General features: G+C 65.2%; 11 protein-coding genes. 5 read left to right on the forward strand and 6 right to left on the reverse strand.

Annotation, left to right across the window (positions count from 1 at the left end):
* The first annotated feature begins 41 nt into the window (after positions 1 to 41).
* Positions 42 to 5,087: an AAA family ATPase gene (locus ACIP21_RS06030; RefSeq protein WP_400685160.1), complete on the forward strand. Its 5,046-nt coding sequence runs from the start codon at positions 42 to 44 to the stop codon at positions 5,085 to 5,087.
* Positions 5,088 to 5,202: 115 nt separating this feature from the next.
* Here ACIP21_RS06030 and ycaC (ACIP21_RS06035) read toward each other — a convergent pair whose 3' ends face one another.
* Positions 5,203 to 5,829 (reverse strand): isochorismate family cysteine hydrolase YcaC, encoded by a 627-nt coding sequence (gene ycaC / locus ACIP21_RS06035; protein WP_060498171.1) that lies wholly within the window; start codon positions 5,827 to 5,829, stop codon positions 5,203 to 5,205.
* Between the two features lie 73 nt (positions 5,830 to 5,902).
* Positions 5,903 to 6,265 (reverse strand): helix-turn-helix domain-containing protein, encoded by a 363-nt coding sequence (locus ACIP21_RS06040; RefSeq protein WP_400685162.1) that lies wholly within the window; start codon positions 6,263 to 6,265, stop codon positions 5,903 to 5,905.
* A 132-nt stretch (positions 6,266 to 6,397) separates the two neighbouring features.
* Between ACIP21_RS06040 and ACIP21_RS06045 the strand changes: the two genes are divergently transcribed.
* Both ACIP21_RS06045 and ACIP21_RS06050 read left to right on the forward strand, forming a co-directional pair.
* Complete coding sequence (locus ACIP21_RS06045; RefSeq protein WP_400685163.1) at positions 6,398 to 7,372, forward strand: GlxA family transcriptional regulator; 975 nt, start codon at positions 6,398 to 6,400, stop codon at positions 7,370 to 7,372.
* 262 nt (positions 7,373 to 7,634) lie between these two features.
* Entirely contained in the window at positions 7,635 to 9,422 is a 1,788-nt protein-coding gene (locus ACIP21_RS06050; protein ID WP_400685165.1) for a monovalent cation:proton antiporter-2 (CPA2) family protein, read from the forward strand.
* Between the two features lie 4 nt (positions 9,423 to 9,426).
* On the opposite strand, the gene ACIP21_RS06055 is transcribed toward ACIP21_RS06050, so the two are convergent.
* Together ACIP21_RS06055 and ACIP21_RS06060 are read right to left on the reverse strand one after the other, a co-directional pair.
* Complete coding sequence (locus ACIP21_RS06055) at positions 9,427 to 9,711, reverse strand: HigA family addiction module antitoxin (RefSeq protein ID WP_103448510.1); 285 nt, start codon at positions 9,709 to 9,711, stop codon at positions 9,427 to 9,429.
* A gap of 12 nt (positions 9,712 to 9,723) precedes the next feature.
* Positions 9,724 to 10,002, reverse strand: a complete 279-nt coding sequence (locus tag ACIP21_RS06060; RefSeq protein WP_400685169.1) for a type II toxin-antitoxin system RelE/ParE family toxin — start codon at positions 10,000 to 10,002, stop codon at positions 9,724 to 9,726.
* A gap of 505 nt (positions 10,003 to 10,507) precedes the next feature.
* Between ACIP21_RS06060 and ACIP21_RS06065 the strand changes: the two genes are divergently transcribed.
* Positions 10,508 to 10,801 carry a hypothetical protein gene (locus ACIP21_RS06065; RefSeq protein WP_400685172.1) on the forward strand — a complete coding sequence of 98 codons (294 nt, stop codon included), beginning with the start codon at positions 10,508 to 10,510 and terminating at the stop codon, positions 10,799 to 10,801.
* A 331-nt stretch (positions 10,802 to 11,132) separates the two neighbouring features.
* Here the strand turns inward: ACIP21_RS06065 and ycaC (ACIP21_RS06070) are convergent, their stop codons facing one another.
* Positions 11,133 to 11,762 (reverse strand): isochorismate family cysteine hydrolase YcaC, encoded by a 630-nt coding sequence (gene ycaC / locus ACIP21_RS06070; protein ID WP_400685174.1) that lies wholly within the window; start codon positions 11,760 to 11,762, stop codon positions 11,133 to 11,135.
* A 136-nt stretch (positions 11,763 to 11,898) separates the two neighbouring features.
* On the opposite strand from ycaC (ACIP21_RS06070), the gene ACIP21_RS06075 reads away from it, so the two are divergent.
* Entirely contained in the window at positions 11,899 to 12,810 is a 912-nt protein-coding gene (locus tag ACIP21_RS06075; protein WP_400685177.1) for a LysR substrate-binding domain-containing protein, read from the forward strand.
* On the opposite strand, the gene ACIP21_RS06080 is transcribed toward ACIP21_RS06075, so the two are convergent.
* Complete coding sequence (locus ACIP21_RS06080) at positions 12,771 to 13,976, reverse strand: YbfB/YjiJ family MFS transporter (protein ID WP_400685180.1); 1,206 nt, start codon at positions 13,974 to 13,976, stop codon at positions 12,771 to 12,773. The two genes, ACIP21_RS06075 and ACIP21_RS06080, sit on opposite strands and share 40 nt — an antisense overlap.
* Positions 13,977 to 14,099 lie beyond the last annotated feature (123 nt).

The raw sequence follows: 14,099 nt of genomic DNA on the forward strand, positions 1-14,099 counted from the left end.
CGTATACTCGCGGGCCTGGATGTCGCTAGCAGGGGTGCTTGATGCTCGATGAACGCCTTGCCAACAGGCCCATCGAATTTGACCAGTCGATCGACGAGGACTGGCTGAACCGGTGCGACATCACGCCACTGGGGCAGGAAGGCGAGCTCAGTTACTTCCGCCTGCGTGACCCCGTCACGGGCCAGGCCTGGACCGCCGTGCGCGCGCCGGTCGAGGCCCCCGCCGCCTGCCAGCGCCTGGAGCGTGACTACCGCTTGCAGCTGGACCCGCAATGGGCGGTGATCCCCTGCGCCTTCGTGCGTTCGGCCGAGGGGCCGCTGCTGGTCTACCCGGCCGGGCTCTGCCTCGCCGACCTGATCGGCCATGGCCCGGTGGACCTGGCGACCTTTCTCGACATCGCGGTCAACGCTGCCAATGCACTGGCCCTGGCCCACCAGCACAACGTGCTGCACGGCGCGCTGCAACCGACGCAGGTGTGCCTGCACAACCAGCGCGTGCGGCTGGGCGGTTTTCGCGCCGACAGCGCGGAGTTGATCAGCGAACAAGGCACCGCCCTCGGCAACTGGGCGTACCTCGCCCCAGAGCAGGTCTGCCCCCACGGCAGCAGCAGCGACCGGCGCAGCGACATCTACGCCCTCGGCGCAATCCTCTACCAGCTGCTGCTGGGCGAACTGCCCCTGGCCGGGCGCGATACCCAGCACTGGCGCCAGCTGCATGCCGGCGTGCAGCCACGTGCCGCCTGCGACGTGAACGGCAACCTGCCGCAACCCCTCAGCCGGATCCTGGCCAAGGCCCTGGCCAAGGAGCCCGACGCCCGTTACCAAAGCGCCAACGCCCTGGCCGTGGACCTGGCCCACTGCCAGCGACAATGGGCCGCCCACCAGGCCATCGCCCCCTTCGAACCCGGCTGCGCCGACCCCGTCTCGCCCACGCGCGGGCGCCTGTATGGCCGCCACGCCGAGCAGAAGGCCATCGCCCTGCTGCTCAAGGCCATGCGCCGGGAAAGCCGCCCCCAGGTACTGTGGGTCAATGGCGTCGCCGGCATGGGCAAGTCGAGCCTGGTCGAGGCCGCGTTGAAGGCCCACGCCGAGGGCTACTGGGCCATCGGCAAGTGCAGCAGCAGCGAACAGACAGTGCCCTACGCACCCTGGGTCGCGATCCTCGGCTCGCTGGCCACCCAGCTACTGGCCAAGAACAGCCAGGACCACGACGCCCTGCGCCGCGAGATCCTGCGCCGCATCAAGGGCCATGGCCGACTGCTCGGCACGCTGGCACCGGACCTGAAAGTGATCCTTGGCCCCCTGCCCGACCTGCCAGCCAAACCCACACGCCTGATGCTGCAGAAAGAGCTGCGGGCCATCGTCGCGTTCCTCGAGGTGTTCAGCCGGCCCGGCCAGCCGCTGGCGCTGTTCCTCGATGACATGCAGTGGGCTGACGACGCTTCCCGGCAACTGCTGGAGCAACTGCTCGCCCAGGCACCCGGCAACCTGCTGCTGATCTTTGCCCGGCGCGCCGACACGCCAACCGGCAGTGCACTGCCGATCGTGCCTGCGACGGTTGGCGGCACCACCCTCGAGCTGCGCCCGCTGAGCGTGTCGGCGGTGACCGAGCTGATCGGCGAGCGCTACCACGTCAGCCCCGACGAAGCCTTGCCGGTGGCCGAGCTGGTGCACGACAAGACGGCCGGCAACCCGTTCTTCATCAACCAGATCCTCCGGGCCATGGTCGAGGACCAGCTGTTCACCTTCGATACCCAGGCCATGCGCTGGTCGTGGTGCCTGAAAGCGGTGGCGCGGCACCGCTATTCCGACAACGTCGCCGACCTGATGATCCACCGCCTGGCGCGCCTGCCGGCGCCCCAGCGCGATGTGCTGCGTATCGCCAGTGCGGCGGGCAGCCGCTGCGACGACGAACTGCTGCGCCAGGTGCTCGAAACAAACCCAGGCGAACCGTTGAAGGCCTTGATTGGCGCGGGCTTCCTCCTGCCAGGCCAGAAAGCCCTGGGCTTTGCCCATGAGCGGGTGATGGAAGCGGCCTACGAACTCACCCCCGTGCGCGAGCGCCCGCAACTGCATGCACGTATTGCCCGGGCCATGCACCCGGCCTGGCTGAACGGCCAGCACGAAGCCCTCCCGGACATCGCCAATCAGCTGCAACGCGCCTGCCCACGCGGGTTTGCAGCGGATGAGCGGGAGCACTACCTGCAGCTTCTGCGCGAAGCGGCCGTGCGTTCCCGCGACAGCGGCGCCCATGAACGAACCGCCGCCTACCTGCACGCGGCCGAGCAGTTGCTGGACCACGGCGCATCGCGTGAAAGCCACACGGCGCACGGCTTTGCCGTTGCCTGCATGGCCGCGGAGTGCGACCTGCAACTGTCGCGCACGGCGCATGTGCAAGCCCGCATCGGCGAATGCCGCCAGCGTGCGAATTCAGCGCTGGAGCAGGCCCGGGTCGCGGGTCTGCAGGCGCGCCTGCAAGCCTTGCACGGCGACTATCCGGGTGCCATCGACAGCGCCATGGCCGGCCTCGACCTGCTGGGCATCAGCTTGCCCCGGGGCCTGGCCCCGCAACAGGTCGAGGCCAGCTACACCCAGGTGCGCAACCTGATCGAACAGAAAGGCCGTCATTGCCTGGAGTCACTGCCGCGCACCGATTCGCCGGAGGTGACAGTCGCCATCGGCCTGCTTGCCAGCCTGTCGTCATCGTTCCACGTGAAGGACGACCTTTGCTTCCTGCACCTGGCCAAGCTCATGGAGCTGTCGCTGCTGCACGGCGTCGCCCCGGGCAGCACCTATGGCCTGGCCTGGTACGGGGTGATGATTGCCGAGCGCTTCGGCGCCTACCACGACGGCCACACCTGCTGCCTGGCGGCACTCAAGCTGATCGAGCGGCACGGCTTCGAGGCTGACCTGACCAGCGCGTTGCTGGCCCTCGACCAGGTCAGCGCCTGGACCTCGCCCATGGAGTTCGCCCGCCGCACCGCGGAGGAAGCGGTCGAGTCGCTGCGCCTGAGCGGTGACCGGGCGATGGCCTGCCACGCCTGCAACCACCGGGTTTCGGACGCGCTGTTCATGGGGCGCTACCTGCCGGATGTGGCCGAGGAAGTGGCCCAGGGCCTGGCCACCGTGCGACGCCAGGGCGAACACGAGGCCGAGCAGATTTTGCAGGCGCAGCAGGCATTCGTCGCCAGCCTGAGCGGCGCGCCCTGCCCCGCGCCACCCGCCCGCCACGGCGCGCCGGCCACGCAGTTCTTCAAGCACCTGTTCGACGGCATGGCGGCCTTCCACCTGGGCAACATCCCGCAGGCCATGCGCAGCCTGGCGAGCGCCGGTGATCACGCCTGGTCGGTGCCGGCCCACATCAACCTGGCCGATTACCACCTGTTTTGCGGCCTGGCCCTGGGCAGCCCGGAAGCCCCCGGCAGCCGCGCCGACAAACTGGCCGAACTGCAGGCCCTGCGTGCGCGTTTCGGCTGCTGGGCCGGCTTCAACCCGGCGACCTTCCGCAACAAGCTGCTGCTGATCGAAGGGGTGATCGCCAAGCTCGAAGGCGATGGCCTGACCGCCATCCGCTGCTTCGACCAGGCGCAGATCGCCGCCACCGCTGCCGGCTTCATCCACGAGCAGGCCCTGGCCCACGAGCAACTGGCCGAGGTGTGCATCCCCAGCGGCCTGATCTCCGGTGCCAACCTGCACCTGCGCATCGCCCGCGACTGCTTTCATATCTGGGGCGCGACCGGCAAGGTGCACCAGCTCGAAGCCTTGCACCCGTTCCTGCGCACCCAGCCGATCCAGGAAACCTACCGCGCCACCCAGCAGGCCAGGCTGGACCTGGAGGCCGGTATCCAGGCGGCGCGGGCGTTGTCCGAGGAAGTGCTGCTCGAAGGCCTGATCGAAACCCTGATGGGCCACTTGACCCAGCATTCCGGCGCCGACCATGGCGCGCTGCTGATCGTCAGCGGTGCCGAATTCCAGATGGCGGCGCTGGCCGACATCGATGATGCCGGGCTGCACGTGCGCATGGACAACTGCCAGAAATTCATGACCCAGGCGCCGCTGTCGGTGATCAATGCCACCCTGCGCACCAAGAAGCTGCTGGTGCTCAACGACGCCCAGAGCGACTGCCCGGAAGCCTTCCGCCAGGAGCTGCAAGCGCGCAATGCCCGCTCGGTGCTGTGCCTGCCGCTGGTGATCCAGGGTGTGCTGATCGGCCTGGTGTACCTGGAAAACCGCCTCGTGCCGAACCTGTTCGGCAGCCAGCGCCTGGCCATGCTGGAAATCCTCGCCTCGCAGGCGGCGGTGTCGCTGCAGACTGCCAAGTTCTATACGCGCCTGGCCGAGGACACCCAGAGCCGCGCGCAGATGGAGGCCGAACTGCGCCGATCACGCGCCGAACTGGCGCGCGGCGCGCACTTGCAGGCGATGAACGAGCTGTCGGCGTCGATCGCCCACGAAATCAGCCAGCCACTGCTGGGCATCGCCTCCAATGCCGCGGCCAGCCTGCGCTGGCTCAAGCGTGAGACGCCGAACCTGGAAGAGGCCATCGCCGGCCTGCAAGACATTCGCAACGACAGCGAGCGGGCGGCGAACATCGTCCGGGCCCTGCGCTCGCTGGCCAAACAGGCGCCGGCGCAGCTCAAGGCGGTGAAGATGGATGACCTGATCCGCGAGGTGGTGCGCCTGACCTCGGCCGATGCCGCCAAGTGTGCCGTCGAGGTGCAGACGCACCTGCACGCCGGGGTCAGCGTGATGGCCAACCCGGTGCAGTTGCAGCAGCTGGTGTTCAACCTGATCACCAACGGCCTGGAGGCGCTGGCGGGGTATCGCGGCGACGGGGTGATGCGGATTGCCTCAGAGGTTGCCGGGGATTGGTTGGAAATCTGCGTCGATGACAACGGGCCCGGGATTGCCGCGAATGAGCGCGAGCGGGTGTTCGAGGCGTTCCATACCACCAAGCGCGAAGGGCTGGGGATGGGGTTGGCGATCTGCAGTTCGGTGGTGCGGGCCCATGGCGGGCAGCTGCAGGCGCTGGAGTCGGAGCTTGGTGGGTGCCGGATTCGTTTTTCTCTGCCTGTTAATCATTCGTAGCCTGTTCCGGCCCTTTCGCGGGTAAACCCGCTCCCACAGGTAATCCACTGGCCTCAGACCTGTGTTGTCCCTGTGGGAGCGGGTTTACCCGCGAAGAGGCCGGTGCAGGCCTACATCAGCGCGAGGTCAGCGCCGCATAGCTGTTCATCAGGTTGCGGTAGTTGGGAATCCGCTGCGACAGCAGGTTGCCCAGGCCTTCGATGTCGTTGCGCCAGTCGCGGTGCAGCTCACAGGCCACCGAGAACCAGTTCATCATCTGCGCGCCGGCCTGGGTCATGCGCACCCAGGCAGCTTGCTGCACGGTCTCGTTGAAGGTGCCGGAGGCATCGGTCACCACGAACACCTCGAAGCCTTCCGCCAGCGCCGACAGGGTCGGGAACGCCACGCACACGTCGGTTACCACGCCAGCGATGATCAGCTGCTTGCGGCCAGTGGCCTTGATCGCCTTGACGAAGTCTTCGTTGTCCCAGGCGTTGATCTGGCCTGGGCGGGCGATGTACGGCGCGTCCGGGAACATCTCTTTGAGCTCTGGCACCAGCGGGCCGTTCGGGCCTTGCTCGAAGCTGGTGGTGAGGATGGTCGGCAGGCCGAAGAACTTGGCCAGGTCGCCCAGGGCCAGGACATTGTTCTTGAATTCGTTTGGCGAGAAGTCCTGCACCAGCGAGATCAGGCCGGTCTGGTGGTCGACCAGCAGCACCACGGCGTCGTCTTTGTTCAGGCGCTTGTAATCGGGTTGGCTCATCGGGGTGACTCCTTGGGTTGGGAAAACGGGCCGGCATTGCCCCAACAGGGCTATACCGCAGGATAGATCCGGCTTAAGAAAACGCCTGTGCCTGGCGCCAGGCCTTGGGTGGCTGGCCGACCAGGCGGCTGAAGGCACGGGTGAAATGGGCCTGGTCGCAAAAGCCGCACTCCAGGCTCACATGGGTGATCGGTGCCTCGGTGGCAAGCAGGCGCTTGGCCTTTTCCATGCGCGCCAGCAGGCGCCAGGCCTGGGGCGAAAGGCCGGTGTTGACCTTGAAGGCGCGGGAGAAATGGCTGCGGGTGAGGTTGCACACGCCGGCGATCTCGATGATCGACAGCGAGCTGCGCAGCATCAGCTCCTTGGCCTGGCGCAACCGCGCGGGCGTCAATGCGCCGGGGGTTGGCTGGGGTGCTTGGGGCGTCCCAGGGTGCATGGCGACTCTCCTGTTGAATGCAGAAAGTCTGTGCCCCGGTACATGACAAAGTCCTGAGCCAAAGCTGAATTGTTCTTAATTGTGCGGCGCTGCCCTAAGATGCAGTGCTCAGTACATGTAGGGCTTTGAGGTATGCAGGAAAATCGCGCTCATCGAACCGTGGCCATGGTGCTGTTCAACGATGTGCTGTTGCTGGACGTCACCGGGCCCATGGATGTCTTTGCCATCGCCAACCGGTTCTTGCCCGAGGGCAAGCAGTACCGGCTGCTCACCGTGGCCGAAAGCCAACAGGCGGTTCGCGGCTCGTGCGGCTTGAAAGTCCTCGCCGACCTGCGCCTGGAGGACCTGCCGAGCGGTGTCGACCTGCTGCTGGTGCCGGGCGGCCCGGGGGCTTATGACGTCACCCTGCCGACCATCGAGCACTGGCTGCCACAGGCCGTGCGCAGTGCCCGGCGCTTCGGCGCGATCTGCACCGGGGTGTTCCTGCTCGGGCGTGCCGGGTTGCTGGGCGGCTATCGCTGCACCACCCACTGGAACTATGTGGAACGCCTGGCGCGGGCGTTTCCCGAGGCCAAGGTGGCGACCGAGCAGATCTACGTGCTCGACCGTGACCTGGTCACTTCCGGCGGCATCACCGCCGGCATCGACCTGGCGCTGGCCATCGTCGCCGAGGACCATGGCAAGGCACTGGCCCTGGAAGTGGCCAAGGTGCTGCTGGTGGCGCGCCACCGCCAGGGTGGGCAGACGCCGTACGGGCCGCTGCTGGCCGCAGTGCCGCGCGATGGCTCACCGGTTGCCCGGGTGCAGGCCTACATCGTCGACCATATCGACCAGTCGTTCACCGTGCAGAAGATGGCCGACCTGGTGGCCATGAGCGGGCGCAACTTCGCCCGCACGTTCCAGCGAGAAGTGGGGATCACGCCGCTGCAGTACCTGCAGAACGCGCGGATCGACCAGGCGCGCAAGCTGCTCGAATGCGGCGACCTGCCGTTGAAGGTGGTGGCAGCGCAGTGCGGGTTTGGCAGTGACCGGCATATGCGGAAGGTATTCTGCGAGCGCATCGGCATGACGCCGGCGCAGTATCGGGCGCAGTTTGGTGGGGGCTGAAGCAGGCGCTTTCCTGTGCGGGCCCTTTCGCGGGTAAACCCGCTCCCACAGGTACGGCGCCACCCACAGATACGGCGCTACCCCCAAGGCCTGCACGATCCCTGTGGGAGCGGGTTCACCCGCGAAGAGGCCCACACAGGCTGTCTCATTTACCGGGACAATGTTTCTCAATCCCGGCGGATTGTCTACCCCTTCCCCAACCTCCAGAATTGTCCGCCAAACTGTTCTAACGCTGCCCCGGCAGCTCATGGAGTACGAGCCAATGCCACACGAAGGCAGCCTTCTGCAAACCGCGGTGATCTTCCTGCTCGCCGCCGTCCTCGCCGTCCCCCTGGCCAAGCGCCTGCAACTGGGTGCCGTGCTCGGCTACCTGCTCGCGGGCGTGGCCATCGGCCCCCAGGCCCTGGGCCTGATCCGCAACACCGAAAGCGTCGCGCACATTTCCGAGCTGGGCGTGGTCCTGCTGCTGTTCATCATCGGCCTCGAGCTGTCGCCCAAGCGCCTGTGGCTGATGCGCAAGTCGGTGTTCGGCGTCGGCACCGCCCAGGTGCTGCTGACCGGCGCGCTGATCGGCGCCATTGCCCTGTTCGGCTTCGGCCAGTCGCTGCCGGCGGCCATCGTGCTTGGCCTGGGCCTGGCGCTGTCGTCCACTGCCCTCGGCCTGCAAAGCCTGGCCGAAACCAAGCAGCTCAATGCCCCGCACGGGCGCCTGGCGTTCGCCATCCTGCTGTTCCAGGACATCGCCGCGATCCCGCTGATCGCCCTGGTCCCGCTGCTGGCCGCCAGTGGCCCGGACACCAGCCACGGCGACAGCCTGCAACATGGCCTGAAAGTGTTCGCCAGCATCGCCGTGGTGATCGTCGGCGGCCGCTACCTGCTGCGCCCGGTATTCCGCACCGTGGCCCGTACCGGCCTGCCGGAAGTGTCCACCGCCACCGCGCTGCTGGTGGTGATCGGCACCGCCTGGCTGATGGAAGAAGCCGGTATTTCCATGGCCCTGGGCGCGTTCCTCGCCGGCCTGCTGCTGGCCGACTCGGAGTACCGCCACGAGCTGGAATCGCAGATCGAACCGTTCAAGGGCCTGCTGCTGGGGCTGTTCTTCATCAGCGTCGGCATGGGCGCCAACCTCAGCCTGCTGCTGGAAATGCCCCTGGTGCTGCTGGGCCTGACCCTGTTGCTGGTGGCGGTGAAGCTGATGCTGCTGATCGGTGTCGGCCGCCTGGCCGGTGGCCTGAACAGCGCCAGCGCGCTGCGCCTGGGCATGGTCCTGGCGGCCGGTGGCGAATTCGCCTTCGTGGTGTTCAAGCTGGGCAAGGACCAGGGCCTGTTCGACACCCAGACCTACGACCTGCTGCTGATGACCATCACCCTGTCGATGGCCATCACCCCGCTGCTGATGCTCGGCTGCGCCCGCGCCCTCAAGCGCCCGCAACCGGCGCGCGAAGTGCCTGAGCAATACAAGAGCATCGACGCCGGCACGCCGCGGGTGGTGATCGTCGGCATGGGCCGCATGGGCCAGATCGTCGCGCGCATTCTGCGGGCGCAGAAAGTCCCGTTCATTGCCCTGGAAACCTCGGTGGATACCATCGAGATGACACGCATGTTCGAGCAGGTGCCGGTGTTCTACGGCGACCCCCTGCGCCCCGAGGTGCTGCATGCGGCCAAGGTCGGTGAGGCGGAGTACTTCATCATCACCATCGATGACCCGGAAGCTGCCATTCATACGGCGGAGCGAGTGAAACGCCTTTATCCGCACCTGAAAGTGCTGGCCCGCGCGCGTAACCGCCAGCATGTGCACAAGCTGGCAGACGTGGGTGCCGAGCCGATTCGCGAGACGTTCTATTCAAGCCTCGAAATGACCCGCCGGGCGCTGGTCGGGCTGGGGCTGAGTGAAGAGCAGGCGAAAGACAGGATTGATCGGTTCACCCAGCATGACGAGGAAGTGCTGGAGGCCCAGGGGCATGTGCGCGATGACCGGGCCAAGGTGATGCAGACGGCCAAGGAGGCGCGGGTGGAGTTGGCGCGGTTGTTTGATTCGGATGCGGATTGAGTAGTTAAGCTATCACCAGTCGCGCTATCTGTGGATGCTCACGGTTCGCGGCCTGCCATAGATCGTAAGCGGCCTGTTCGGCAAGGTACTGCCGGGCAGGACCAAGGCCCGCCAGCTCAAGCCGATAAGCAAGATCGGCTGAAATGGCGGCACGCCCATTGAGCACTGTAGATAACTGCCCCCGCGAATAGCCAAGGTGGCGGGCCAACTCAGTGACGTTCATGCCAATTGCAGGCAACACGTCTTCTCGCAAAGATTCCCCAGGATGGGGAGGATCGAACATTGGCATGACTGAAGACTCCTAGTGGTAATCGAGATAATCGACAAGCTCCACATCGGTACCAACGAAGCGGAACACCAAACGCCAGTTTCCCGAGACATTCACTGCCCAAAAGCTGTCCAGCTTTCCATGCAGAGGATGAAGGCGGTTACCAGGACGGTTCATGTCTGCAGGCGTTTGCGCGACCTCAAGGGAGGCAAGTAGGCGCCGCAAGCGATTAACATGATCTGCACGCACTCCAGACGAGTCACGCTGCTGATGGAGCATACGCAGGCCTTTGTGCCTGAAACTCCTGATCATTGGTAATTGAGTGTAAGGTCATGCCTTACACTTTTCAAGCGGGCATTGGCACGGCACATAGAGGCACTCCTGAAGCATTTCCGAGTTGCCAGTTTGTGCTTGGTCTGCCCGTTTAGCGCCGTGATGCCGTCTGTTCTCTGTGTAGGCGGTTTCCCAAAGCTATCTGAGCTGGATCCCGTGAAATGAATTTCAGCAGCGTCCTACAGCTTGGCAAGCTATGTCCTACGTAATCGTATTTTCTGAAGAATTAACCTACGAATCGCGTCGGCCCTCGTCCGATTGTTCCGGGAAAGCCTGCCCTCTAGGCTGACCAGGTCGCTGTCGGTTCAGCGATCGGGTGTGGAAACCTGGCAGGTAATCGGAGTTAGCTGTCGTCATGGCAGCTGCACGCGGGAGGCCGAAAGGCCTGCCGGGGTTCCGATAGCCCGGCTTTCCACCCCGCGTGCAGCCGCCACCCTTCGTGTGGAAACGGATGGTGACGGCCAACCTCTATCGGAGTTTGGCTATGAAAAAGATTGTTGCCGATTCACCACTCCCCAATACTTCCCAACGTGCATTCAGCCGCTGCGATGCCGGCCATCCACCCTTGTTCACAGTTAATCCGGGCATCTCGGCCCACGACGCCCTGGTGCATGCCGCACAGTACCTGCGCGGCGCCTATGACTGTGGCTACAAAGCCCTGGAGCATCTGGATGAAACAGGCAAGAGCCTGTTCTGGAGCAACCTGAATGCCGTCGAACTGGCCGAGGGGTTGATTGAAGCTTTGCTGGAGGAGATCGAATCAAAGCCAGTGAATTGATGTCGACACTAACGACCCCTTCGCGGGCACTGTGACGCTGAGTTTTGGTACGCACCACAGGAAAGGGCCACTGACTTCAGTAGCCCTCATCAAATGCCTGATATTCATATACACACCCTCAAGCCGGGGATGTCGAGGTCTCACCCTACGCTGATGATTCAGCCATCGACGGGGTTCCTGATCCAGTCATTGCCGCTGAATAACAACTGGCTTCGCGCTCGAACGAAACGCTAGCAATGCCACCCATTCAGGTCAACGGCTGGAACAACGTGCAACAAAAAAAGGCCGGCCCCAGGGTGGGGTCGGCCTCGTTAGCTAGAACTGCTCGGTGTTACTTACCCGCCGTCAGCGCGTTGTAGCTGGTCATCAAATTCCGATAATCCGGAATGTGGTTGGAGCACAGTGCCGCCAGCCCTTCAATATCATTGCGCCAGTCGCGGTGCAGCTCACAGGCCACGCCGAACCAGGTCATCAGCTGGGCACCGGCACGGCTCATGCGGTCATGGGCGGCGTCGCGGGTCATCTCGTTGAAGGTACCGGAAGCATCGGTCACCACGAACACCTCGAACTCTTCTTCCAGGGCCGCCAGGGCCGGGAAGGCGACGCACACTTCGGTCACTACGCCAGCGATGATCAGCTGCTTCTTGCCGGTGGCCTTCACGGCCTTGACGAAGTCTTCGTTGTCCCAGGCGTTGATCTGGCCTGGGCGGGCGATGTAAGGGGCGTCCGGGAACAGCTCTTTCAGTTCCGGCACCAGCGGGCCGTTGGGGCCTTGCTCGAAGCTGGTGGTGAGGATGGTCGGCAGGTTGAAGAACTTGGCCAGGTCGGCCAGGGCCAGCACGTTGTTCTTGAACTTGTCCGGCTCGATGTCGCGCACCAGGGACAGCAGGCCGGCCTGGTGGTCGACCAGCAGTACGGCGGCGTCGTCTTTGTTCAGGCGGTTGTATTTGAAGTTGGTCATGGTCGTAGCTCCTAAAGGTTTATGAAGTTTTCAGCAATCTGGGGTGTTTCGCGTTGATAGGCACAGATTAAAATCTTCACCTTTAGCGCGGTAGACTGCGAAAATTGCCTTTAGCGTTCCATTTGGAGAACGATGATTGGAAGACCTCAATTCCCTCTACTACTTCACCCAGGTGGTGGAGCACGGTGGCTTCGCCCCGGCCGGGCGGGCGCTGGACATGCCCAAGTCGAAACTCAGCCGGCGCATCGCCGACCTTGAGGACCGCCTGGGCGTGCGCCTGCTGCACCGCACCAGCCGCCATTGCTCGCTGACCGAGATCGGCCAGGCCTACTACAACCGCTGCCTGGCCATGCGCGTGGAGGCCGAGGGCGCGGCGGAGATCATCGAGCGCAACCGCAGCGAGCCGCGCGGCCTGGTGCGCATCAGCTGCCCGACCACCCTGCTCAACTCCTGGGTCGGGCCGATGCTGACCCGCTACATGCTCAAGTACCCGCAGGTGGAGCTGTTCATCGAGAGCACCAACCGCCGCGTCGACCTGCTGCACGAGGGCTTCGACATCGCCCTGCGGGTACGCTTCCCGCCGCTGGAGAACACCGACATGGTAATGAAGGTGCTGAGCAACAGCACCCAGTGCCTGGTCGGCAAGCCGCAGTACCTGGAGCAGTTGCCCAAGGGCTTCGACCCGCAGCTGCTCAGCACCCTGCCGAGCCTGCACTGGGGCAGTGCCCAGCGGGAGTATCAATGGGAGCTGTTCCAGGGCGAGGACACCAGCCGCAGCATCGTCATCCCGCATACCCCGCGCATGGTGACCGACGACCTGTTCGCCCTGCGCCACTTCGTGGTGGCCGGGGTGGGTATCGCGCACCTGCCGCGGGTGGCGGTGCGCGAAGACCTGGCGGCGGGACGGTTGGTGGAGCTCATTCCGGACTGGCATCCGCGCTGCGGCATCGTCCATGCGATTTTCCCGTCGCGGCGCGGCTTGCTGCCTTCGGTGCGGGCGCTGATCGATCACCTGGCCGAAGAGTTCGCAACCAGCGACATGGCCTGACGCTCTTTCACCAGCAGATCCATCAGCAGCGCCAGCACCACCGCGCCAGCGGCCACGGCGAACAGCGCAGCGTAGTGACCGCCCGTGGCGGCGAACAGCGCCGAGTAGCCGTAGCCGGCGATGGCCTGGAAGCTGGCGAACGAGACGGTCGCCCGGCTCCAGGTCGCGTTCTGCCGGGCGTGGCCGTCGACCAGATGATGCACCCGGGCCAGCGCCAGCGGCACGATGCCCGGCGGGAACGAGCCGATCAGCAGGGCGGCGGCGCCCAGCAGGCGCAGGTCGTGGCTGCCCAGCAGCACAGCCAGTGCCGCCAGTTGCACCAGCAGCACCAAGCGGATGCCGGCACGGGCCCCCAGGTGGTCGGCCAGCAGCCCGTACAGCACCGGCCCGGCAATCGCACCCAGGCCATACAGCCCCCAGATCACCGCCCCGGCATGGGTGCCTGCGCCCAAGCCACGGCTGACGTAGTCCACCAGGAACATCATCGGCGCCACCAGTGCGGTGGCCATCAGTGCATATTGACCGAACAGCAACAGCACCGCTGGCGACACCGCCGCCTGCTGGGGCGCTTGTGCCACTGGCTGCTCATGTTGCTCGTATTGCTGGGGCCAGCCAGCCCAACTGCTGGCGGTCAGCAGCAGCGACAGCGCAGCCAGGCCCAGCCAGGTCTGCTGCAAGCCCTTGCCCAGCAACCACGGCACCAGGCTGGCGGCCCCGGCGATGCCCAGGCCGATGCCCAGGAAGATTGCGCCACTGGCCAACCCCCTGCGTGACGCCTGCACATGGGGAAGAATCGCGCTGGCCACAAGCACCATGATCACCCCGCCGGCCACGCCCGACAGCAACCGCCAGCCGAAGAACCAGCCCACCGACAACGGCCAGGCACAGGCCAGGAATGCCAGGCTGACCAGCACCATCATGGCCCGCAGCACGGTCGCGCTCGACCAGCGAGACGCCAGCAGCCTGCCGATTAAGGCGCCAATCAGATAACCCGCGAGGTTGGCCGCCCCGAGATAGACGACCGCCGAGCTGGCGAACCAGTGCGCGTCGATCAGCGCCGGCACCAGTGGCGTATAGGCGAACCGCGCCAGCCCGATACCGACCAGGCTGGCACACAGCCCGGCCCAGATTGGCAGCCAGGGCGCACGTGCAGTTGAGGCATTCATGATCTTCCCTTGCGCCCGTTCAGGCGCCTGTTGGTAACGATGGGAAAAGCATAAAGCTGCCGGGCGCTGAAATAACGCAGCGAGTTCTCACTGCTACACTGCATTTTTGCATCGCCGAGGATG

Origin of the sequence: Pseudomonas sp. NPDC089401, assembly GCF_044749485.1 — a bacterium.
Classification (GTDB): Bacteria; Pseudomonadota; Gammaproteobacteria; order Pseudomonadales; family Pseudomonadaceae; genus Aquipseudomonas.